We start from the raw sequence: 22,567 nt of genomic DNA on the forward strand, positions 1-22,567 counted from the left end.
GGGAGTATTATGGATTTTATCAAGATAAAAGACCTAGAAGTCTATGCCAACCATGGACTTTTTGAAGAAGAAAATAAACTTGGCCAAAAATTTTTAATTAGTGCAGAAATTGGGATGAGTTTTAGGGACTGTGCCATAGAAAAAAACCTAGACAGGTCCATTGACTATGGAAAGTTGTCCCATGAACTTTATGATCTTTTTAAAAATGAAACTGAAGATTTAATTGAGACTCTTGCCTATAAGATGACAAAATTCATCTTTGATAACTATGAAATGGCAGAAACTGTTGACCTCACAATAAAAAAACCCTGGGCCCCAATTAACCTTCCCCTAGATACAGCATCGGTTCGCTGCAAGAAGAAGAGAAGGGACTACTATATTGGGATTGGGACAAATCTTGGAGATAGGGAAGGCTATATTAAGTCTGCCCTAGAAAAAATGGAAGTAGCAGGCCTTAAGGTCCTGGAAAAAGCTTCTATTATAGAAACCAAGGCTTGGGGCAAGACTGACCAAGGAGACTTTTTAAATACAGTTGTAAAGGTGTCTTCCTATGAAGATCCCCACGACCTTCTTCACATTTTACAAAAAATTGAAATTGACCTAGACAGGGTTAGACATGAAAAATGGGGAGCAAGGACAATTGATTTGGATATCCTCTTTATAGATAGGGAAATCCACTACACAGATGAGTTGATAGTACCTCATCCCTATATCGCAGAGAGGGAGTTTGTCTTAGAATCCTTAAATGAACTTATGCCAAACTACTTTCACCCTATTTTAAATAAAAAAATAAGTAAGCTTTATGAAGAAGTGAAAGATGAAAAATAAGAGGGCAGGTTGCGGCTGCCTTATGATTATCCTGGCATTTTTGGGAATTATCTTTTTTATGGGACTCTTAATAAAATCAACTTCAGAAAAAAGAGCCCAAGAAGAGATGAATTACAGACAAGCCTATATTGAGGATACAGAAAAATTGGCCACAAGGATGGCTAAAAAACATGGCCTTTTCCCATCTGTAATGATGGCCCAGTCTATCCTTGAGTCCAACTGGGGAAGGTCTGAGCTTTCCCAAGAATACAACAATTACTTTGGCATAAAGGCAGTAAAAAGGGACCAAGGCATAGTCTTTGAAACTGAAGAATATGTTGAGGGACAAAGTGGAAGATACATGGAGAACTTCAAGAAGTACTCCTCCAAGAAAGAGTCCTTTGAACATTATGCCAAGCTCCTTACAACAGCCAAGAGGTATGAAAAGGTAAAGACTGCCAAGGACTACAAGGAAGCAGCCAAGTATATAAAAGAAGGCGGCTACGCAACAGACCCTTCCTACGCAGAAAAAATAATATCAGTCATAGAAAAATATGGGCTGGATAAGTATGACGAGGTGACCAATTGACAAAAGATAAGAAAGAATGGCTAAAAACCAGTATAATAATCATTATTCTCTCCCTAGTTTTTCTTGTATTTAAGTACAACAAGTTAGATACAGGAAGTTTTATCCAGGTTTTTAATTTTAAAACTCTGGCAATCCTACTGGGGATAGTGTCTCTATCAACCCTGGTTGTCTTCTTTTTTGTAGATGAAAAAAGATACAAGGACACAAAATCAGTTTTCATTTATATGGTGATTTTAATGATTTTATTTTCTGCTATATCCTATTTTAGGTATAAAAATCTTACAGGACTTAGCCAGGATGATCTTTTAATCATAGAAAATGACCTAAAGAAAATGTTTATAAACCTTGGAATCTACATGTTTGCTTTCTTTGGAACTATGCTAATGTTAAGTAAGAACGACAAGGTTGCCGAAGAAATTGAAGCAGAAAAAGAAGAAGCCAATAAAAACATGAAAAAGATAAAAGGCAATAAAAAGAAAAAGAAGAAAAAATAAGAAAGAGGAGAAAAATTGAACAAAAAAACATCTAACATAGTCCTCATAATATCAGCAATAATTCCCTTTGGACTCCAGTTCTCTGGTCTAGAATCAGAACTGGGCAATGGTTCTGTTATTTATTCAATAATGTGGGCCATTGTAAACTACCTATTTATGATGACAGCAGTGGACTTCATATCAAAGTACAAGGGAATCCTAAAGCTTGAGGACCTAAATATAAGAAAGAAGACTTACAACTTAAATATCTTTGTCTACATAGGATTTTTGATTTTTGTAAACATATACTTTTTCCAACAAATGTATGTGAGAGACAACAAGGTCATTAATTTCTTGGCAAACCCATTATTCTTAATTGGACTATTTTTACTATTTATATACAACCTACAAAATGGTAAGTTCCCAAATAGAGAAGACAAGGACACAATAATCTACAATATTCCCTCTAAATCATCTTTTAGAGATGGAAAGGACAGGCTTGGAACAGTTGTGGGATCCTATGGCAAGGGCCTTGTAATTGGTAACCACCACTTCCCTTATGAAGACATGAAATCTATTTCCAAGTCAAAAAATAATGAAATCGTAATAAAGGGTAAGGAAGGCTCAAAGAACTATATAGTTAATATTGGGTCGCTAAACTCTGCAAATCAGGCAATTATTGAAATTAATAAGGCCTTAAATGAAGGGAAAATTGACGAGAATAAAATAAATTTAAAAAAGATAAAAAACTTTTAGGAAAACATTGACAAATTAACTTTAGTCCTCTATACTATAAGTAAGCTAGCTAGAGAAAACAAATTGGTAACTAAGAAAAGGTGATTCCAATGACAAGTTTTATTTTATCCCGCAAGGGAAAGGTAGCAAAGTACCTCATTTGAAAGTAGCTTAGTGCTAAAGGTTGAATGCTTAATTTAAGAGGTATAGAGCTATAGTTACATAACAATTGAAAATTTTAAAATCAAGAGATCCAAGTGGGTCTCTTTTTTGTTTTACTTAATTTTTAAATTATTGAGAAGTTTGGTCTTTTAAAACTTTCTATGAAAATTAAAATAAAATTTATTTACTATTAAAAATTAGATTTAATATTTTATAGATTACTAGAAAATTTTTTATTAGTGGAATATCTTTTGGCAAGATAAAATAAAACTAAAATTATTTTTAATTAAAAAATTAACAAAATTAGTAATAAAGCTTGATGCAACCAAAAGTTGCGGCCTATTTGCTTGTTGGGTTCATACTTTTTTGTTATATTGAAGCTAGATGTTACTTTTATTTTAAGTCTTATAAAATTTTATAAGTCTTATAAAATTTCAAAAGCTATATAAAAAAGTGACTTAATAATAAAAACGTCGATAAATATAAATCTCTAGTTTATAAAAAGGATAAGGATAAAATAAAATTTTAAAAATAGACTTGTTGATTATAATTAACTTCCCTAGTCAACAAATGTAGATAAGATAAGAAAAATTGTGGATAAAAAACAAAAATTAACTTAAAAAAATAGCTAATCTAGTAATAATTTAAGAAAAAACCGAAGTAAAATAATTTTATAAAGAAAGTCTATAAAAAATTTATAAAAAACTTGACAAAATAATTTTACGGGGCTATAGTGTAAATATAAGGTATATACACTATAGATTAAAAAAGATGAAATATTATTAATTAAGTTTTATATGAAATTTTTAATCATAAAGACTCTAAAGACATTTATATAGAGATATAATTAAAAAAATTATAAAAATTTAAATAATTTAGACAAAGATCTTTTTTATAAAATAGATTATTAAAGAAAAACACAAAATAAAAGGCAAAATACAATAATAAGTCAGATTAAGAATAATATATTCTTATATTGACACTTCGTAATCCATGCAAGTAAGCCATTTTGTAATAGTCTTTTAGTTGAAATGATTTTTCTTTTATAATACAATAAAGGACAAATAGGAGGTATATTATGAAAAAGAAAATTTTAACTATTTTTCTTGTACTTATTGCAGCCATAACACTTGGTGCTTGTAGTGCAAACACAACAGCCTATCTAGACGCATCCCAAAAGGTAGCAGACTGGAAGGGCTCAAAAGTTTCTGGACAACTTGAATACAATGTTGAAGTAAAAAATCCTGAAACTCAAGAAGTAATGAAGATTAACTTCCCTGTAAGTCTAAAGGGCGAACAAGTGGGAAAAGACAAGGCCCACGTTGTAATGAATATGGACTTCTCAAAGTTCAAAAAAGAAATTGCAAAAATGTCAGATAACCAAGAAGAAATTGCTGGCCTTAACAAGGACGTGCCTGATGTTATCAAGATGGACCTTTATGTAAAGGGCAATGAAGTTATCTTTTCAAAGGACATCTTTGCACTTGGAAACGACTCCTTCAAGGACATCAAGGAAGACTACATCTCAATTGCAGATGAAGAAAATGGTCTTTCACCAAAGGCTGCCCAATACTTTAATTCAGAAGAATTTAAGACTGACCTAATCAATCTAATGAACCTTGCAACAAAGGACATAAAACAAGAAATTGACTTCAAGGTTGAAGGCAACACTTACACATTAGATGCAAGCAGTGACGCTATAATTGATGAATTCATAAAGTCAGCTGATGGCGTTATGAAAAACTGGGACGCAGTTTCAACATCTGCCCTAGCAATCATTGACAAGGCTGGCCTTCCAATGGATGAAGAAGAAAGAAAAGACTTCAAAGAACTTAACAAGGAATACAAGGCAGAAGACCTTAAAGAAGCAGCTAAGGGCATAAAAGAAATGATCAAGGGATCAAAAATTTCTCAAAAGACAACTTTTGAAGAAAACAAACTTGTCCAAGACCTAGCAATGCAAGTTAATGTTGCAGACTTCGTAAAAGTTTCTGTTAAGGGAAAAATGGACACTGTAAAAGATGAAAATGTAAAAATTAACTTCCCAACTTCAGTTAAAAAATTAACTACAGAAGAATACATGAAGTTAATTATGCCAGAAGTAAGTCTTGTAACAGTAAGAGTAAATGGCGAAGACATCACTTTTGAAGATCCTGAAGCTCTTCCAAAGATTATGAATGACAGAACTATGCTAGCAGCTCGTGCTTTCTATGAAAAAATTGGCGCAAAAGTTGATTGGAATGGAAAAGACAGAACTGTAACAGTTACAAAAGATAATGATAAGATTGTTTTAAAAATTGACTCTAACAAGGCCCTTGTAAATGGAAAAGAAGTTGCACTTGACTCTCCAGCAGTTATTGTCAAGGACAAGACTTATATCCCAGTTAGATTCGTATCTGAAGCCTTTGGTTATAAGGTTAAATACGACAAGAACGAAGGAATGCCAATAGTTGACATCTTTAACATGACTGAAAAAGAATTAGAAGCTAAGCTTGCAGAAATCGAAAAAGAAGATAACTACAAGATGATTGCTTCAATGAAGTCAACTGGCCAAAAAGATGAAGAAATTGTTGAAACTTTAAAAGAACTTTATGAAGGCGAAGAATTAGAAAAAATCCTTGCAGCTAAGGCTGAACTTGACAAGAACCCTGAACTTCTAAAGAAATACCAAGAAGAAAACAAAAAAGAATTGGAAGAAATTTTAGGAGAAGACAAGGAAGAAGTTAAAGAAGCTGACAAGAAAGAAAATAAAGAAGTTAAAGAAGAAAAAGTAGCTGAAAAGACAGAAAAATCTGCTGAAAAAGTAGCAAAAGTTCTTTTCTCAGTTGTAAAATAAGTTAAAAATTATCCCAAGAGCAAGCCTCTTGGGATTTTTTGTATTCAAAACACATATTAATTTTAACAAGGAAGCCAAGTCAGGCTTCTTTTTTTATGAGTCTAGCTTGAAGTGAGTTTTTATATAAGATAGGTTGTAAAATAAAAAAAGTCACAGCTTTATAATAAAAAACAAATTATTAAGATTATTTTTTCTCCACTTTAAAGCTATTTATAAAATTTTGTTTATGATAATATATAGTAGTATTTGAAAAATTATAAATAAAAATTCTACTATATGGAGGATTTATGAAAATATTAAAAAGAGATAAGAGAGAGGTTGATTTCGACCATTTAAAGATAAAAAATGCCATCGAAAAGGCCTTTGACTCTGTGGGAAAAGATTATGTTGATTCTGTAATAGGCGCCTATGCCCTTGATATCAAGGAAAGCTTACTAAAAAACTATGATCCAAAGAATCCTCCAACTGTTGAAGAGATTCAGGACCTAGTTGAGCTAAAGCTAATTGATGAAAAGGAAATTGAAGTTGTAAAGGCCTACATCCTTTACAGGAATAGACACTCTGAAGAGAGACAAATCTTGGACAAGTTCGCCAACTATATCACTGACGACAAGGTCCTAAAGATTTTGAAGTTTGTGAGAAAGAACTACGACCCAAAGGTTTACGAGCTTGAAAAACTTTACAAGAAGTTTGAATCCTTTGTGAAGAAGGACCAAAGTCAAGACGCCTACCTTTCTGAAATTATTAAGGCGGCAAGTGAACTTACTGACAAAGATGCTCCTAGGTGGGAATTTATTGCAGCCCTCTTCTTGAATTACGACCTTGAAAAGAAAATCAAGGCCAATCTAGAAGAGTTTAAGATCAATAATTTCTACGAAAAGATTGTCTTCTTAACTGAAAAGGGTCTTTACGGCGAATATATTTTAGAAAATTATTCTAAGGAAGAGATCCTTGAACTGGAAGAATATATTGATAATTCAAGAAACCATCTCTTAAATTATTCTGGTCTTGACCTTCTAATAAAGAGATATGTTATAAGGAGCCACGACGGCAGGTTTGTGGAATCTATCCAAGAGATGTTTATGGGGATTGCCATGCACCTTGCTATACCTGAGGAAAACAGGATTTACTGGGCCAAGAAGTTCTACGACATTTATTCTAGCCTAAAGGTCACTGTTGCCACGCCAACTATGTCCAATGCTAGAAAGCCTTACAATCAGCTTTCTTCCTGCTTTATTGACACAGTACCAGACACTTTAAAGGGAATTTATCGTTCTATTGATAACTTTGCCCAAATTTCTAAGCACGGTGGTGGAATGGGGCTTTACTTCGGCAAGGTTCGTGCCACTGGTTCTGACATCAGGGGTTTCAAGGGAGTTGCTGGTGGCGTTATAAGATGGATAAAGCTTGCCAATGACACTGCTGTTGCTGTTGACCAATTGGGAGTTCGTCAAGGTTCTGTTGCTTGCTATCTTGATGTTTGGCAAAAGGACGTCCCAGAATTTTTACAACTTCGTACCAATAATGGTGACGACAGGATGAAGGCCCACGACATCTTCCCTGCTATTTCCTATCCAAATTTATTCTTTGAATTGGCAGAGAAGGACATCAATGCAACTTGGTATATGTTTGACCCTCACGAAGTCCTTGCAAAGAAGGGTTATGCTCTTGAGGACTTTTACGGCAAAGAATGGGAAGAAAAATACAGGGAATGTATTGAAGATGAGTCTATCTCCCGTCGTGAGATGTCTGTCAAGGACCTAGTTAGACTTATTATCAAGTCACTTACAGAAACTGGAACGCCTTTTGCCTTCTACAGGGACAATGTAAACGAGATGAACCCTAACAAGCACGTTGGCATGATTTATTCTTCAAACCTTTGTACAGAAATAATGCAAAATATGTCTGCCATTGAAACTCTAGAAACTACAATAGAAACTGAAGATGGGGACGAAGTTATTGTGACAAAGACTAAGCCAGGTGACTTTGTTGTTTGTAACCTTGCTTCTCTTGTGCTTGGAAATATTGACCTTGAAGATGACAAGGAGCTAAAGGATATTGTTGCAACTACAGTAAGGGCTCTTGACAATGTTATCGACCTAAACTACTACCCAATCCCTTATGCCAAGGTGACAAACAGGAAGTACAGGTCCATAGGTCTTGGAACTTCTGGCTACCACCACGCCCTTGTTAAGGCTGGCATGGCCTTTTCTGACATAGATGAGCACTTGAAGTGGGCAGACGACCTTTATGAAAGGATCAACTTCCACGCAGTTACTGCTTCTATGGAAATTGCCAAGGAGAAGGGATCTTATGAATTCTTTGAAGGCTCTGATTGGGAAAATGGAAACTACTTCGACCTTCGTGACTACAAGGATGAAAAGTGGAACAAACTTAGAGAAGATGTGAAGGCAAATGGACTTAGAAATGGCTATATAATGGCCATTGCCCCTACAGGTTCAACTTCGATTATTGCCGCAACAAGTGCAGGAGTCGACCCAGTTATGAATAGGTACTTCCTAGAAGAGAAGAAGGGATCAATCCTTCCTAGGGTGGCACCAGACCTAACTCCACAAACTTTCTGGCTATATGAAAATGCCCATGAACTTGACCAAAATTTTGTAATTGAAGCTGCTGCCATTAGGCAAAGGCACATTGACCAGGCTCAGTCCATTAACTTCTATATAACAACGGACTTCACAATGAGAAAGATCCTAAACCTTTATATCAAGGCAGCCAAGGAAAAGTTAAAGTCAGTTTATTATGTGAGAAGTAAGTCTTTAGAGGTTGAAGATTGCGACTATTGTGCATCATAAAATATTGATATGTCACAAATTTTTATGAAGTCACAAATATTTATAAAGTCGTGATTTTTTGTGAGGTCACAGATTTTTGTTAAGTGATAAATATTTATAAAGTCATAGATTTTTGCAAAGTCCTAATTTTTTGCAAGGTCATGATTTTTTAAAAAGTCATAAAATTTTATAAAGTCATAAATTATTCTAAAATCGTAAAAATTATTAAAGGAGGAAATATGCAACTTTCAAAAAGAGGTCTCTTTAATGAAAAGGGAGACATTGAAACTTCCAAGAGGAGGGTCATCAACGGAAACACCACAAACCTAAATGACTTCAACAACTTGAAGTACAGCTGGACAAGTGACTGGTACCGTCAAGCCATGAACAACTTTTGGATACCAGAAGAAATTAATCTTTCCCAAGATGTGAAGGACTACAGGGAACTTGATAAACATGAGAAGACTGCCTACGACAAGATCTTATCTTTTTTGATTTATCTTGATTCGTTGCAAACTGCTCAAATTCCAAAGCTACAATCCTATGTAACGGCAAATGAAATCAACCTTTGCCTTTCCATCCAGGGTTACCAAGAGTCCATCCACTCTCAGTCCTATTCCTACATCTTGGATACAATTTGTTCGCCAGAAGAGAGGGAAGAAATCCTCTACCAATACAAGGACGACGAAGTCCTCTTAAAGAGGAACAAATTTATTGGGGACCAATACCAAGACTTCTACGAAGATGAGAACTTGGACAACTTTATGAAGGCCCTAATTGCCAACTATATTCTTGAAGGAATCTATTTCTACTCAGGCTTCTCCTTCTTCTACAATCTTGGAAGGATGGGCAAGATGCCTGGCACAGTTTCTGAAATAAGATACATCAATAGGGACGAAAACACCCACCTTTGGCTCTTCAGGAGTATTATACTTGAGATGAAAAAGGAACATCCAGAGATATTTACAGATGAGAATATAAAGAATTATAAAGAAATGCTTAAAAAGGGTGTTGAGGAAGAGATTGCTTGGGGTAAGTATGTCATAGGCGATGAAATTAAGGGTCTCAATGAAAAAATGATTGAAGATTACATCATGTACCTTGGCAACTTGCGTTCTAGAAATCTGGGTTTTGGCAACCTATTTGATGAAAATATCGACGAGCCAGAATCAATGAAGTGGGTTAGCGAATACTCTGATCCTAACCAAATTAAGACAGACTTCTTTGAAGCAAGACCATCTGCATATTCAAAATCTTCTGTAATTGAAGACGACCTTTAATAAGAAAGAGATTTAAGCCGGATTTTTATCCGGTTTTTATTTTTAAAAAATTCATCCCTTAAGGAGGTTTATAAGATGGAAGACAAGGACAACAACAAGAGACCCAAGTATAATTTACTTAGGTACTACTTAATATCAATCTTGGCAGTCTTTGCCCTAAACTGGCTAATTTTGCCAATGGTGACACAAAATAGAATGGAGACTTCTTCTTATTCAGACTTTAGGAATAACTTGAGCCAGAATAAAATCGAAGAGGTAAGCTTTAAGCAAGATCAAATCCTCTACAAGCTTAAGGACGACAAAAAAATCTACAAGACTGGGAAGATGGAAGATCCAGAAATAGTTAAGGACCTTGAAGAAAAGGGTGTTGAGTATTCTTCTGAAATACCAGAAAAGCCAAGTCTATTTATGAACTTTGTTATGACTTGGGGATTCCCAATCCTACTATTCTTCTTGCTACAAAGGGCAATGACTAAGAGGATGCAAAACCTTAGCGGTGGCGGAATCCTTGGTGGCGGAAAGAAAATTAAAAAGTATGAACCAAGTGGCGAAACTGTAGACTTCGATGATGTTGCAGGCCAAGAGGAAGCGGAAGAGTCCCTGGTGGAAATTGTGGACTACTTAAAAAATCCAAAAAAATACACAGACATTGGGGCCAAGTGTCCTAAGGGAGCTCTATTAGTTGGCCCTCCAGGAACTGGTAAGACCCTACTTGCCAGGGCTGTAGCTGGAGAAAGTCACGTTCCCTTCTTCTCCATAGCAGGTTCTGAATTTGTGGAGATGTTTGCAGGTCGTGGAGCAGCAAAGGTTAGGGAACTCTTTGAAGAGGCAAAGAAGAATGCCCCATGTATAATTTTTATTGATGAAATTGACACAATTGGTAAGAAGAGAGATGCAGGTGGATTTTCTGGCAACGACGAAAGAGAACAAACTCTTAACCAACTCTTGACTGAGATGGACGGCTTTGACGGCAACATTGGTATTGTAATGCTTGCTGCAACTAATAGGCCAGAGATCCTTGACCCGGCACTTTTAAGACCGGGAAGGTTTGACAGGCAAATAAGAGTTGAGCTTCCAAGTCTAAAGGACAGAATTGCAATCCTAAAGGTTCACGCAAGGTCCTACAAGATGGAAGAAGACATTGACTATTCACTTATTGCAAGGTCAACTGCTGGTGCCTCAGGTGCCCAACTTGCAAATATCTTAAACGAAGCTGCCCTTCGTGCAGTTAGGATGGGCCAAGACAAGGTTCGTCAAGAGGACATCCAAGAGTCCATAGAAGTTGTAATTGCAGGTGCTCAAAGAAAGCAAGATATACTTTCTCCAGAAGAAAAGAAGAGGGTGGCCTACCACGAAATTGGTCACGCCCTTGTTGCAGCCCTACAAACTGGGTCTGAACCTGTGGAAAAAATTACAATTATCCCAAGGACTTCAGGAGCTCTTGGCTACACAATGCAGGTGCCAAAGGATGAAAAGAATCTCTACACAAGAGAAGATTTAATCAACCACATCACAACTCTTTGTGGTGGACGTGCAGCAGAAGAAGTTATCTTTAACGAAGTTTCAACTGGCGCTGCCAACGACATTGAAAAGGCAACAGAGACTGCAAGGTCCATGATTACCCAATATGGTATGGCTGATGAGTTTGGCATGGTTAAGTTCCAAGACTCTGGCTCAAGATACATGGGCGACAATGGAAACATGAACTGTTCTGAAGAAACTAGGAAAGAAATTGATGACCTCATGGTGAAGATTGTTAAATCTGCCCAAGACAATGCAAGAAAATTAATTGCAGACAACAGGGATGCCATGAAGGAACTTTCTGAATTCTTGTTAGAAGAGGAAACAATAACTGGCAAGCAGTTTATGGAAATCCTATCAAAGTACAAGAACTTTGATGAAGAATAAGATTATATAAGAAGGTGGCTTGGAGCCGCCTTTTTTTGTTTTCATAAATTTTTCAAGGGTAAAACTAATTATAGTTAGAAAAAATTTAGAGAAAGAAAAGGAGATGAATATGGGATTATTAGTAGAAGGTAAATGGGTTGATCAGTGGTATGACACAGAGTCAACTGGAGGAAAGTTTGTGAGAAAGGACTCATCCTTTAGGGACTGGATAACAAAGGACGGAAAAATAGATGACGAGGACAGGAAGGCCTACCCAGCAGAAAAGGGAAGATACCACCTTTATGTTTCACTAGCTTGTCCATGGGCAGCAAGAAACCTAATGGTTAGGAAACTCAAGGGACTAGAAGACATAGTTGGTCTATCAATTGTGAGCCCTCTTATGTACGATAAGGGTTGGACCTTTGGAGACTATCCAGGTGCAACAGAGGACAAGGTCCATGGCTTTAAGTGCCTTCATGAACTTTACACTCATGTGAAGCCCGACTACACAGGCAGGGTAACTGTGCCAGTTTTATATGATACTAAAGAAGAGAAAATCGTAAACAATGAATCTTCTGAAATAATTAGAATCTTCAACCATGCCTTTGACGATTTGGGGGCAAAGGAAGGCGACTTTTATCCAGAAGACCTTAAAGATGAGATAGATGAGATAAACGACTTTGTCTATGACAGGATCAACAACGGAGTTTACAAGGCAGGCTTTGCAACTAAGCAAGAAGTTTACCAAGAAGAAGTGAAAAATGTATTTGATGCCCTAGATAAAATCGAGGAAATCTTATCAAAGAATAAATATTTACTTGGGGACAGGTTTACAGAAGCAGACATAAGACTCTTCACAACCCTAGTACGTTTTGACCCAGTTTATTTTGGTCACTTTAAGTGCAACATCAGACCCCTAACTTCTTATGAAAATATTTGGAGATACACAAGGGAGATTTACAACATGGAGGGTCTGGCAGAGACAGTGGACTTAGACCACATCAAGACCCACTACTATATGTCACACGACTTGATAAATCCAAACAAGATAGTGCCAGTGGGTCCAGAGATAGACTTCTCACTTTAAAGAGAACTAAAAATTTAGAACTATTGCAAATTTAAGAATATAATAAAAAAAAATAATCCTAGGTTTTTTATGCCTAGGATTTTTCTATTTACCAAGTATTATTAACTTATTTATCAAGTTTTGAAATTATTTGTGCCACTTCTGCCCTTGTTAAGTTTGCCTTAGGTGAGAACTTGTTGTTAGATGTTCCACTTAGGATTCCCTTGTTAGCTAGGAATTCAACTTCGCCAAAGGCCCAGTCAGAGATTTCCTTTTCGTCGTCAAAGACAATTAATTGTAGAGTTGTAACATCATCGCCCATTAGTTTTAGATAAGATCCCAAAATGTAGGCCATCTCTTCACGAGTTATGTTTTCCTTAGCCACAGGCTTAGATGTCTTAGGAAGAAGTTTATTTTCCACAGCCCAATTCATGTATTCTGTGTAGAACTTGCCTGCTTCGATGTTCTTGTCCTTAACTTCAGCGTATTTCTTTGTGTCAACTTTTCCAAGTCTGCCTAAGATAGTGATAAATTCTCCTCTAGTGATTTTTTCATTTGGAGAGAACTTAAGGTCAGATGTGCCAACCATTAACTTCTTGCTGATGGCATCAATAATAGGTTTTCTTGCCCAGTGGTCAATTAAGTCAGCCTTAGAAACTTGTGAAAGTTCTTTTTGTAGTCCCTTTTCTAGGTCAAAGACTTCTTTTTCCCATTCCATTGTCTTAGCAGTAGAGAATTCTGCTGCCTTAGCCTTATCCTTAGAGTAAAGTTCAATCCATTCCTTTTCAACTTGAGGAAGGTCTTTCATGATCTTAGCTTCAAAGTCTGTAACAGTCTTTCTTGTTGATTCGCCAAGGGCTTCCCTGTTGCCAGAAACTAAATCATTTACAGATGAGCCAACCCAGTAATAAGAGTTTGGATCGTAAACTGGAGAATCATTTTTTGCTTCAGGAGTAGAGTCGTTGATGTCAGGGAAAATTGGAACCCAAGGAATATTAAGTGGGCTTCCTAGAGTCATCCACATAAGACCTGGAGCTTCCTTTGGATAGCCTTCCTTGATTTGGAAGATGTGGGCTTGCATTGTGTTAATAGATCCAATGGCTCTCTTGTATTTATTAGGGTCTGCCTTTCTTTCAGCCCTATTGTCTGATGCAATGTAGTCACTTCCTTCAAACCTATTTCTAAATACATTTAGAGCGTGAGTGATGTCAATTTTTTCACTGCCTTCTGACAAGTCATTTAACAAGTCAAATCTTTCTGCATCGTAAGGAACTTTTGAGTTAGGGTCAAGGTCGTGGATACCAGACCAAACTCTTGAACGTGATGAGTCTGCAATTTCTTTTGGACCATAAGATCCTGCCATGTCCATAAGGCCGTCAGCAGTTTCCTTATAAGTCTTTGCCTTCTTTGCAACTTCAACAATGTCCTTAGATGCAATTACATTTTCCTTGTCATTAAGGTCAACTCCACCTAGCCAATAATCGTTAGGGAAGATACTAAACTTGTCAGCAGGATATTTAATGGCAACATATTGGTGGCCAGTGTAAATTTCCATGTACCAAACTTCGTCTTGGTCGCCAAAGGCAACAATGTCGCCCATGGATGCACCTTGTTCATCAATAGTTTGTGCAAGAAGTTCAATTGCACCCCTAGCTGATTTTGCGTGAGCAAGTAAGAAAGTTGTCATGCTGGCTTCGTTGACACCATCTTTTACAAAAGGATCAGCCTTTAAAACTTCTTCTGATGGGTCAGCAGAAACTGTACAGAAAATTCCTACGCCCGCTTCGTTGTAACCTGCTGCATCATAGACACCTTGTTCCATTTCTTTAGGCTTCTTGGATGAGTCTGGAGTTGAGAAGAACTTCAAGGAGTCTTCCTTGTGGATGTAGGTAAAACCATTGTTGACGTCAACTAACTTGTCGCCCTTTTTAATTTCTCCACGTGGGTGAGTTACAAGTCTCATAGTCCTATTTCTTTCGTAGTCTTCAGTCCTTCCAAAGATAAAAGAACCATCAGTAGTTAGGTCCTTGCCGACAATAATACCAGTGCAGGCAAAAGTTGGAACAGCCATGGATAAAACCATGCTAGATGCAAGGCCTGCAATCAATAATCTCTTCTTGCTATTTTTCATAATTACCTCCCTGCCCTCATTAGTAAAATGTTTGCTTTCTCTATAAATGAATAATGAGAGCGTTTTTATAAATATAAATTAACATCTTACAATATATCCTGTCAATGTTTTAATTTTGTACTAAAATTTTTTGATATAACACTTAAAAGCAACAAAGAAAAATCTGCAAGATATCTTGCAGACTTAACTTATTTTTTACTTTTTAATTTTGAAATCAAGAGGCATACTAGCATGCCTAGGGAGGCAATAACCACTATTGCTCCACCTGGTTTTAGGTCAAAGTAGTAGGAGAGGATGACGCCACTTAGGGTGTAAAGGACTCCAAGAACCAGAGTATTAAGGAAGGTTGCCTTGTAGGATTTACTTATTAAGAGGGATGATGCCACAGGCAAAACTATAAGTGATGTTACCATGAGGGCCCCAATTATTTTGGCTGAAAGGGCAATTGTAAGAGCAGATAAAAGTGTGAATATTGAATTAATTCTTCTTACATTGACCCCGCTCATCTTAGCAAGTTGAGGATCAACTGCAATGGAGAGGAGACCAAAATAGTAAATCAATGAGATTGCCACAACAAGTATAAAGGTTATTAGGACTATTATAAGGTCGGCCCTTGATACTGATGCAATACTCCCAAAGAGATAGGCATCAAAGCTGCTTCCTCCTGGCGAAAAGTCTGACAAGAGGGCGGCAAGTCCCAGCCCCATTGATGTTATTATGGCAGTTGCCATGTCTCCAAATTGGGGGAACTTCTTCCTAATTTTTTCAATGGAGAAGGCCCCAATTACACAGGCAAAGATTGCACCAATTAGTGGATTAATGGAGAGGATTAGCCCTAGGGCAACTCCAGCCAGTGAAACGTGAGATAGGGCATCCCCCATCATAGAAGTCCCACGATTTACTATGACAATTCCAATTAAGGGAATAATTATAGAAATCATAAGGGAAACTAAGAGAGTCCTAATCATAAAGCTATACTGTAACAAGTTCAAGACCTCCTTTCTTTAATTCGTAAAACCTATCCATTTGCAAATTGTTTTTCACCCAATCTAGTTCGTGGGTTATTAAAATTATGGAAACGTCAAAGTTTGTGTTTAAGTCTTCAATAGTTTTAGCAAATTGCCTCTTTGAATTTTCGTCCACACCAGATGTTGGCTCGTCAAAAATTAAAATTTCTGGATTATTCATAAGGGCCCTTGTAATTACAACCCTTTGTCTCAATCCACCAGACAGGTCTCTTAGGGGATAGTCTGCGTATTTTTCAAGGTTCATCTTCTTTAAAAGTTCCATAGTTTTATCGTAGTGGATCTTTCTTGGAATCTTTATCATTCCCATACTTTCATAGAGTTGTAGAGTTACAAGTTCCTTTACAGAAATTGGGAAGGTATATAAATTTTCCTTTTGTGATTGGGGAACGTAGCCAATTTTTTTAAGTGAATTAATATTTAAGTCTTCTTCAAAAATTTTTATTTGGCCAGATTTTAATTTAAGTTCTCCAATAATTACTTTTATTAAAGTTGTCTTGCCAACTCCATTGCCACCAATTATAGTTATTTTCTCCTTGTTCATCAGGGTCAGGTTTAAGTCCCTAAGGACCGGATCCCTATCGTAGGCAAAGTTGGCATTTTTTATTTCAATAGCCTTCATAAGTCACCTCAATGATTCGTATATATTTTTCAAGTTGTATTCCATCATATCTATAAAATCTTCTCCAATATCTTTTTCAATATCCCTGTTAATGTATTCCATGGATATTAGGCCCCTTAGGTCAGCGTCAATTTCTTCTGCAATTATGTCAGATCCGTTTTTTGGCATCCCATATTCATAAAAAATTGTGTTGATATTCCTATCTCTTGCGTCGTCTATGGCTCTGGTAATCTTCTTTATACTTGGAGAATCTGTACTTGTGAGACCTTGGAGAGGATATTGGATGAGGTCAAAGTCCTTAGCTAGGTAGGCAAAGGCAAAGTGACTCACAATAAATTCCTTCCTCTCAGTTTCCTTAAAGAGGTCCCTGTACTTGTAGTCAAGTTCAGTTAGCTTTCTCAAGGTCTTGGAAGCATTCTTCCTGTAGAGGTTTTTATTTTCTGGATAGAGTTTGGACATCTTGTATTCAATATCATTTACATACCTCTTGGCATTTCTAATACTCATCCAAGAGTGAGGATCGTAGGTAATCTTGTCCTCGCTAGTAGTTGAGGTATCACGAAGGACATGGAGCTTCATGGGGTCGCCATGGGCATCAAGCATCTTATATGAAAGGAGGTCTGTGGAAATTCTGTCGCTAAACATAATCCACCTTCCCTTCTTAGGAAGTTTGTAATAAATTTCTCCATGCTCGTGGCCCATCTCAAGCTTGTAAGTCTTCCTGTCCTCAACCTTAATTAAAGATTTTTGCGGAACATCTTGGCCAGGGTCTTCCATGATCTTTCGTCCCATCTTAACAAGGTCCTTTTCAGAGTAGTCCTTGTCGCAATAGAGGAAGGCAACCCTCATGTTGTCTTCGTGGGTGTGACCAAAGTCAAAAGAGTAGGTTTTCTTGTCAAAGTCGCCAGCCACCATATATTGGAAGTCTCCAATGGCAGCAGCCCCCTTGTAGGAAATTAAGTTTACACCGCTGGCAAGATTTAGAATGTCCAAATTTGGAAGGGTACTTGCAATAGAGTCTGACCAGTGTTCCAAGTTTGCTCCATTTATAATTAACAAGTCAGAATTTGACAGGTCCCTTATACTTCTTGGGGTAGGCTCCCAGAGGTGGGGGTCCTGGTTTTTTGGCATTAGGATTCTCAAATCAACAGTGTCGCCAACTACGCTTCTAGTTAAGCTGTAGACAGGATAAAAGGAAGTGTAGACCACAGGTTTTGCCTCCTCCTTTTTTTCTGCCTTACAGGCAACTAGAGAAAAAGCCAAGAGAAATACAGTCATAATTTTTATTATTTTTGACATAAAGTCTCCTTTCTCTTAAAAAAATTTATCCCCGATGAAACATCGAGGATAGGAAAAATAGAAATATTATTCAGCAACTTCTTCATAAACTTGATCAATAGTTACTGTTGGACTAACAAAGGTTGGGTACCAGTCATCTTTTGCCAACATTTCTTCAGCACTTGCACCAACTCTTAGGTGGAAGTGTGGCATGTGATCTTCGCCGTGGACTGGCATTAATAAAATTGTTGGATATTTTCCATTAGAAGAAAACTCGTACCAATAAAGAGTTTTTCCACCGTGTTCCATTGGGTGTTTGTCTACAAGTTTGTAGTCAGCCTTGTCAATTTCGTCTCCTTCAGGTCCAGTTAAAAAAGTTATGCTATCTCCATCAACCTTTAGGGCTCCAAAGTCAACTGCAACGTGGTCGGCAAAATTCTTTTTAGCTTGATCTTCAGTAATATTGTCTCTCTTGGCAACTTCTTCGTAAGCTCCCTTTAGACCAGGATCATCAAGATAGTTGGCGATGTTATTCCATTCTCCGTCCCAGTCAGCAAGAGCAACTTCATCAGCAGCCTTGTCTTCATTCTTAGTTTCTACATTTTGTTCAACCTTAGCCTTATTTTCCACAGGCTCTTCCTTTGTATCTTCTTTGTTACAAGCAACAAGAAGAGTTGCAGATAGGGCTAATACGCCAAGTGACAGTCTAAATTTTTTATTCATAATTCCTCCTTAATATAAGTTGTGTAATATTTTGTGAAGAATTTAAAGAAATTAGTAAAGAGTTTTATTCTATGGAAGGATTACAAAATATTCGCAACATGTAAATGATTTGTATTATCATTTTATAAAACTAGTATAACAAGCATAAGATTTTTATTTTAAAGAATTTATTTAAATATATTTAATAAATGCGAAAGATTATTGTTTAGAAACTAAAAATTTTATTATAAAATTTATTAAATTTGCTTATAAAACTAATTTAAAATCAAAGCAAGCCCATGGAAGTCATAGAAAATAAAAGAATTTGAACCATAAGTTTCTTCCTTGAATAGAGTTGATGAAGGCTTTCAATTTATTTGTTAATTTTTGGGTAAATGTAAGCTAGGTGATAATATGAAAAATATTAAGGTTATTTATCTTGCAGGTGGATGCTTTTGGGGAACTGAAGGCTACTTCAAGAGATTAAGTGGAATAAAGAAAACAATTGTTGGTTACGCCAATGGACTTAGTGATGAAACAAATTATGAATCTGTGGCAAGGACTGACCACGCAGAGACTGTAAAAATTTATTATGATTTCTCTCGCATTTCTCTTACAGAAATCCTCCTCCACTATTTTAGGATTATTGATCCAAAGTCCATTAACAGGCAGGGCAATGATATTGGAAGACAGTATAGGACGGGGATTTATTGGGAAGAAGGCGACAGTGAGTCAGAAGAAATAGTAAGAGACTTCATGGCCTATGAAGAAGAAAAACTTGGCAAGTTAGCAGTGGAAGCTTCTGTCCTAAAAAACTTTGTAAAGGCAGAGGACTACCACCAAGACTATCTCGACAAGAATCCTATGGGCTATTGCCACGTCAACTTGAGTTTGGCAGAAGATCCAATAATTGATGATGACAGGGAATTTTTAAATAAGAGCAAGAGAGAAGAGCTTGACGACATTTCTTATGATGTCATGGCCAATTCTGGAACTGAAAGACCCTTCACAAGTGATTTAAATGATGAATACAGGAAGGGAATCTACGTTGACAAGCTTTCAAGAAAACCCCTCTTTGTTTCCTCAGACAAGTTTGATGCAGGTTGCGGCTGGCCGTCCTTCTCAAGACCTATAGTCTCAAACTATCTTGACGAAAAAGTGGACACTTCCTATGGGATGGTGAGGACGGAAGTGAGATCCAAGTCATCAGACTCCCACCTTGGCCACGTCTTTCCCGACGGACCAGCTGACATGGGTGGACTTAGGTATTGCATCAACGGTGCAGCTTTGGACTTCATTCCCTATGAAGACATGGATAAGGAAGGCTACTCCGACTACAAGATTTTTGTAAAATAAAATTTATAATTTAATAAAAATAAAATTTGAGGACCTAATTTAAGTTTGGGTCCCTTTTATTGTATAAACAATTTTTAATTAATAGAAAAATCAGAAGACTTATAAGAAATAGGATGAAACAGAAAAAATGATTTCCCAACAACAAGCTTAAAATATCAGCACTTCAATCTATTAAAATAGTAATTGAAAAAGATAATTTATTGTGATAATCTAATTAATAGGAAAACAATTCCAAATATAAAAAAGGAGGTGGAAAAGATGTTTTATTCAGAAGAAGTTTTGGAAAAAGCCTTAAGACTTGGTAGAAAATACCTACACGAAGGGGCTGTTGCAGATTACATTCCAGAGCTTGCTAGGGTAGATGCAAATAAAGTTGCTATTTCTACAATAGAAGATGGGAATATCTTAAGTGTCGGAGATTCTAAGGTTAGGTTTTCTATCCAGTCAATTATAAAGGTTATCCTTTATGCACTTGCCATGGAAAACTACAAGGTCTCAGAACTTAAGAAATATGTAGGCGTTAGGCCATCAGCTAAACCTTTTAACTCTGTAATCGAGCTTGAGCTTTCGGAAAAGAAGATACCAGTCAATCCCTTTATCAATGCTGGCGCAATTATTATAGTAGCTATTTTATATAATGTTTATAGAGAAAAAACCTTTGATGTAATACTTGAAAAGGCTAGCGAATTTTTAGGTGAAGAAGTTGATTACAGCAGGGAAATTGCCCAGTCAGAAAAGGAATCTTCCTTTACAAATAGGACCCTAATCTACTTGATGTTAGCTAAGGGAATTCTGCCAAGTGACACAAAAGTTGAAGAGGTATTGGATACATATTTTAAAGCCTGTTCAATTCTTGTAAACACAGAAAACTTGGCTCACATGTCCTATGTTATCTCAAATGATGGCGTGGACCTAGAAGGAAAAGAAGTGATAACTCCAAATGAAGCAAGAGTACTAAGATCTCTAATGGCAACTTGTGGTACCTATGACTACTCAGGTGACTTCGCCATAAGAGTTGGACTCCCTGCCAAATCAGGAGTTGGTGGCGGAATTGTAACTGCTTCCAAAAACAAAACAGGCCTTGCAGTCTATGCTCCAAGACTTGACACTCATGGTAACTCCTACTCTGGAGTTAGGATGTTAGAATATTTATCAAAAGAACTAGACTTATCGATTTATTAGAGGAGTAAAAAATGAGAGAATTATTATCAGCCGTCAACGGCGTCTTATATTATCCAATATTAATTATAGTATTACTTGCCTGTGGATTTTATTTCACATTTAGAACAAAATTTGTACAATTTTCATTATTTGGAGAAGCTTTTAGAGTTATTTCAGAAAAACCAGAAGGAGAAGACGATGTATCTTCCTTCCAAGCACTTATGGTATCAACAGCATCAAGAGTTGGTACAGGTAATATAGTTGGTGTTGCCAATGCAATTTGCCTTGGTGGACCTGGTGCAGTATTTTGGATGTGGATCATAGCACTAATTGGTAGTGCTTCGGCCTTTATCGAATCAACACTTGCACAAATTTATAAAAAAACGTGGTGATGACGGAGTATCCTATGGTGGACCTTCTTACTACATAGAAAATGCCATTGGATCAAGAGGACTTGGAGTTCTATTTGCAATAGCACTTATTGCAACTTATGCAGTTGGATTTAACATGCTTGCATCCTTTAACCTTCAAGACTCCTTTAGAGTTTATGATTTCTACGTACCAGGAAAAACTTCTTGGATTATAGGTGCAGTTCTTGCCATAGTAGCAGGTTATTGTATTCTTGGTGGTGGAAAGAGAATTATAAAATACACATCTTTACTAGTTCCAGTAATGGGTGTTATCTTTGTAGTTATGGCTCTTGTAATGATCATTATTAATATCAAAAATGTTCCAGCAATGTTTGGTATGATTTTTGAAGATGCTTTTAACTTTAAGGCAATATTTGGTGGAGTTGCAGGTTCAGCCCTAGTACAAGGTATTAAGAGAGGACTTTATTCCAACGAAGCTGGTATGGGTTCTGCTCCAAACGCAGCAGCATCAGCATCAGTTTCTCACCCTGTTAAACAAGGTTTAGTACAAATGATTTCTGTATTTCTTGATACAATTGTTATCTGTTCAGCAACAGCATTTATGTCACTTGCATCAGGCATTGCTCCAACAGAAGAATTAGCAGGAGCTCCATTTGTTCAAGCATCACTTTCAACAGTATTTGGAAAATATGGTAATTTATTTATCACAATTTCACTTGCCCTATTTGCCTTTACAACACTTCTTGGTAACCTATACTATGTTGACTCTTGTTTAACATATCTTAACAAGAAGATTCCTTCAAAGACATTTATGCTTTGCTACAGAATTATAGCAATCATCCTAATCTTTGTTGGAGCAGGAATTGAAATGTCACTTGCATGGGACATCGCTGACTTCTTAATGGGAGTTATGTGCTTAATCAACATTCCATCAATTATTATACTTGGCGGAACAGCACTTAAGGCTCTTGACGACTACAAGAAACAAAGAGCAGAAGGTAAGAACCCAGTATTCAAGGCAGATGCAGTTGGTATCAACACTTCAAAATTAGACTACTGGAAATAATAAAAGAATAATAGAATAATTTATTAATGGATCTAAGTTAGCTTAGGTCCATTTTTCTAATTATAAGGTTTTTTTATTATTGGAATTTATTTTGATTGATGTTTAAAAGTCTTTTATTTTTTTGTGAAAGGTTATAAGGATTTGAAGATGTGTAAAACATTAAAAATCCCACAAAAACCACCTATGCAACCAAAAGTTGCGGTCCATTTGCTTGTTAGACAAGGA

The 22,567-nt window shown here is 36.5% G+C and carries 16 protein-coding genes and 1 pseudogene; 12 read left to right on the plus strand and 5 right to left on the minus strand.

What is annotated here, in order from left to right; genetic code table 11:
• Positions 1-9 precede the first annotated feature (9 nt).
• The 9 genes from folK to I6I93_RS04960 all read left to right on the plus strand — a co-directional run bounded on the left by folK (position 10) and on the right by I6I93_RS04960 (position 12,651).
• A complete protein-coding gene (gene folK, locus I6I93_RS04920) occupies positions 10-828 on the plus strand; it encodes a 2-amino-4-hydroxy-6-hydroxymethyldihydropteridine diphosphokinase (RefSeq protein WP_112889655.1) in 819 nt (272 codons plus the stop codon).
• Positions 818-1,396, plus strand: a complete 579-nt coding sequence (locus I6I93_RS04925; protein WP_112889656.1) for a glycoside hydrolase family 73 protein — start codon at positions 818-820, stop codon at positions 1,394-1,396. The genes folK and I6I93_RS04925 overlap by 11 nt, the downstream gene beginning before the upstream one ends.
• Positions 1,393-1,890: a hypothetical protein gene (locus tag I6I93_RS04930; protein WP_112889657.1), complete on the plus strand. Its 498-nt coding sequence runs from the start codon at positions 1,393-1,395 to the stop codon at positions 1,888-1,890. The genes I6I93_RS04925 and I6I93_RS04930 overlap by 4 nt, the downstream gene beginning before the upstream one ends.
• A gap of 15 nt (positions 1,891-1,905) precedes the next feature.
• A complete protein-coding gene (locus I6I93_RS04935; protein ID WP_112889658.1) occupies positions 1,906-2,625 on the plus strand; it encodes a hypothetical protein in 720 nt (239 codons plus the stop codon).
• Between the two features lie 1,219 nt (positions 2,626-3,844).
• Positions 3,845-5,602 (plus strand): copper amine oxidase N-terminal domain-containing protein, encoded by a 1,758-nt coding sequence (locus I6I93_RS04940; RefSeq protein ID WP_112889659.1) that lies wholly within the window; start codon positions 3,845-3,847, stop codon positions 5,600-5,602.
• A 287-nt stretch (positions 5,603-5,889) separates the two neighbouring features.
• Positions 5,890-8,418: a ribonucleoside-diphosphate reductase subunit alpha gene (locus I6I93_RS04945; protein WP_112889660.1), complete on the plus strand. Its 2,529-nt coding sequence runs from the start codon at positions 5,890-5,892 to the stop codon at positions 8,416-8,418.
• Positions 8,419-8,636: 218 nt separating this feature from the next.
• Positions 8,637-9,677 (plus strand): ribonucleotide-diphosphate reductase subunit beta, encoded by a 1,041-nt coding sequence (locus tag I6I93_RS04950; RefSeq protein WP_070701517.1) that lies wholly within the window; start codon positions 8,637-8,639, stop codon positions 9,675-9,677.
• A 75-nt stretch (positions 9,678-9,752) separates the two neighbouring features.
• Positions 9,753-11,585, plus strand: a complete 1,833-nt coding sequence (ftsH, locus tag I6I93_RS04955; protein ID WP_112889661.1) for an ATP-dependent zinc metalloprotease FtsH — start codon at positions 9,753-9,755, stop codon at positions 11,583-11,585.
• A 109-nt stretch (positions 11,586-11,694) separates the two neighbouring features.
• Positions 11,695-12,651: a glutathione S-transferase family protein gene (locus I6I93_RS04960; protein ID WP_112890570.1), complete on the plus strand. Its 957-nt coding sequence runs from the start codon at positions 11,695-11,697 to the stop codon at positions 12,649-12,651.
• 106 nt (positions 12,652-12,757) lie between these two features.
• Here I6I93_RS04960 and I6I93_RS04965 read toward each other — a convergent pair whose 3' ends face one another.
• The 5 genes from I6I93_RS04965 to I6I93_RS04985 all read right to left on the minus strand — a co-directional run bounded on the left by I6I93_RS04965 (position 12,758) and on the right by I6I93_RS04985 (position 18,409).
• On the minus strand, positions 12,758-14,761 hold the full coding sequence (locus tag I6I93_RS04965; RefSeq protein ID WP_112889662.1) for a C69 family dipeptidase: 2,004 nt from the start codon (positions 14,759-14,761) through the stop codon (positions 12,758-12,760).
• A gap of 188 nt (positions 14,762-14,949) precedes the next feature.
• Positions 14,950-15,747 carry a metal ABC transporter permease gene (locus tag I6I93_RS04970; RefSeq protein ID WP_112889663.1) on the minus strand — a complete coding sequence of 266 codons (798 nt, stop codon included), beginning with the start codon at positions 15,745-15,747 and terminating at the stop codon, positions 14,950-14,952.
• Complete coding sequence (locus I6I93_RS04975; RefSeq protein ID WP_112889664.1) at positions 15,734-16,408, minus strand: metal ABC transporter ATP-binding protein; 675 nt, start codon at positions 16,406-16,408, stop codon at positions 15,734-15,736. Before I6I93_RS04975 ends, I6I93_RS04970 begins: the two co-directional genes overlap by 14 nt.
• Before the next feature lie 3 nt (positions 16,409-16,411).
• Positions 16,412-17,707, minus strand: a complete 1,296-nt coding sequence (locus tag I6I93_RS04980; protein WP_112889665.1) for a metal ABC transporter substrate-binding protein — start codon at positions 17,705-17,707, stop codon at positions 16,412-16,414.
• A 66-nt stretch (positions 17,708-17,773) separates the two neighbouring features.
• Positions 17,774-18,409 carry a ZinT/AdcA family metal-binding protein gene (locus I6I93_RS04985; protein ID WP_112889666.1) on the minus strand — a complete coding sequence of 212 codons (636 nt, stop codon included), beginning with the start codon at positions 18,407-18,409 and terminating at the stop codon, positions 17,774-17,776.
• Positions 18,410-18,802: 393 nt separating this feature from the next.
• On the opposite strand from I6I93_RS04985, the gene msrB reads away from it, so the two are divergent.
• From msrB to I6I93_RS05000, 3 genes and pseudogenes are all read left to right on the plus strand, one after another.
• The gene (gene msrB, locus I6I93_RS04990; protein ID WP_112889667.1) at positions 18,803-19,744 is read left to right on the plus strand and encodes a peptide-methionine (R)-S-oxide reductase MsrB; all 942 of its coding nucleotides are present in this window, start codon (positions 18,803-18,805) and stop codon (positions 19,742-19,744) included.
• Between the two features lie 258 nt (positions 19,745-20,002).
• Positions 20,003-20,926, plus strand: coding sequence for a glutaminase A (gene glsA / locus I6I93_RS04995; RefSeq protein ID WP_112889668.1), 924 nt, complete (start codon positions 20,003-20,005; stop codon positions 20,924-20,926).
• Positions 20,927-20,937: 11 nt separating this feature from the next.
• Positions 20,938-22,342, plus strand: a pseudogene (locus I6I93_RS05000) (alanine/glycine:cation symporter family protein).
• The last annotated feature ends 225 nt before the right edge of the window (positions 22,343-22,567 follow it).

Origin of the sequence: Peptoniphilus harei (assembly GCF_016726485.1) — a bacterium.
Classification (GTDB): domain Bacteria; phylum Bacillota; class Clostridia; order Tissierellales; family Peptoniphilaceae; genus Peptoniphilus_A; species Peptoniphilus_A harei.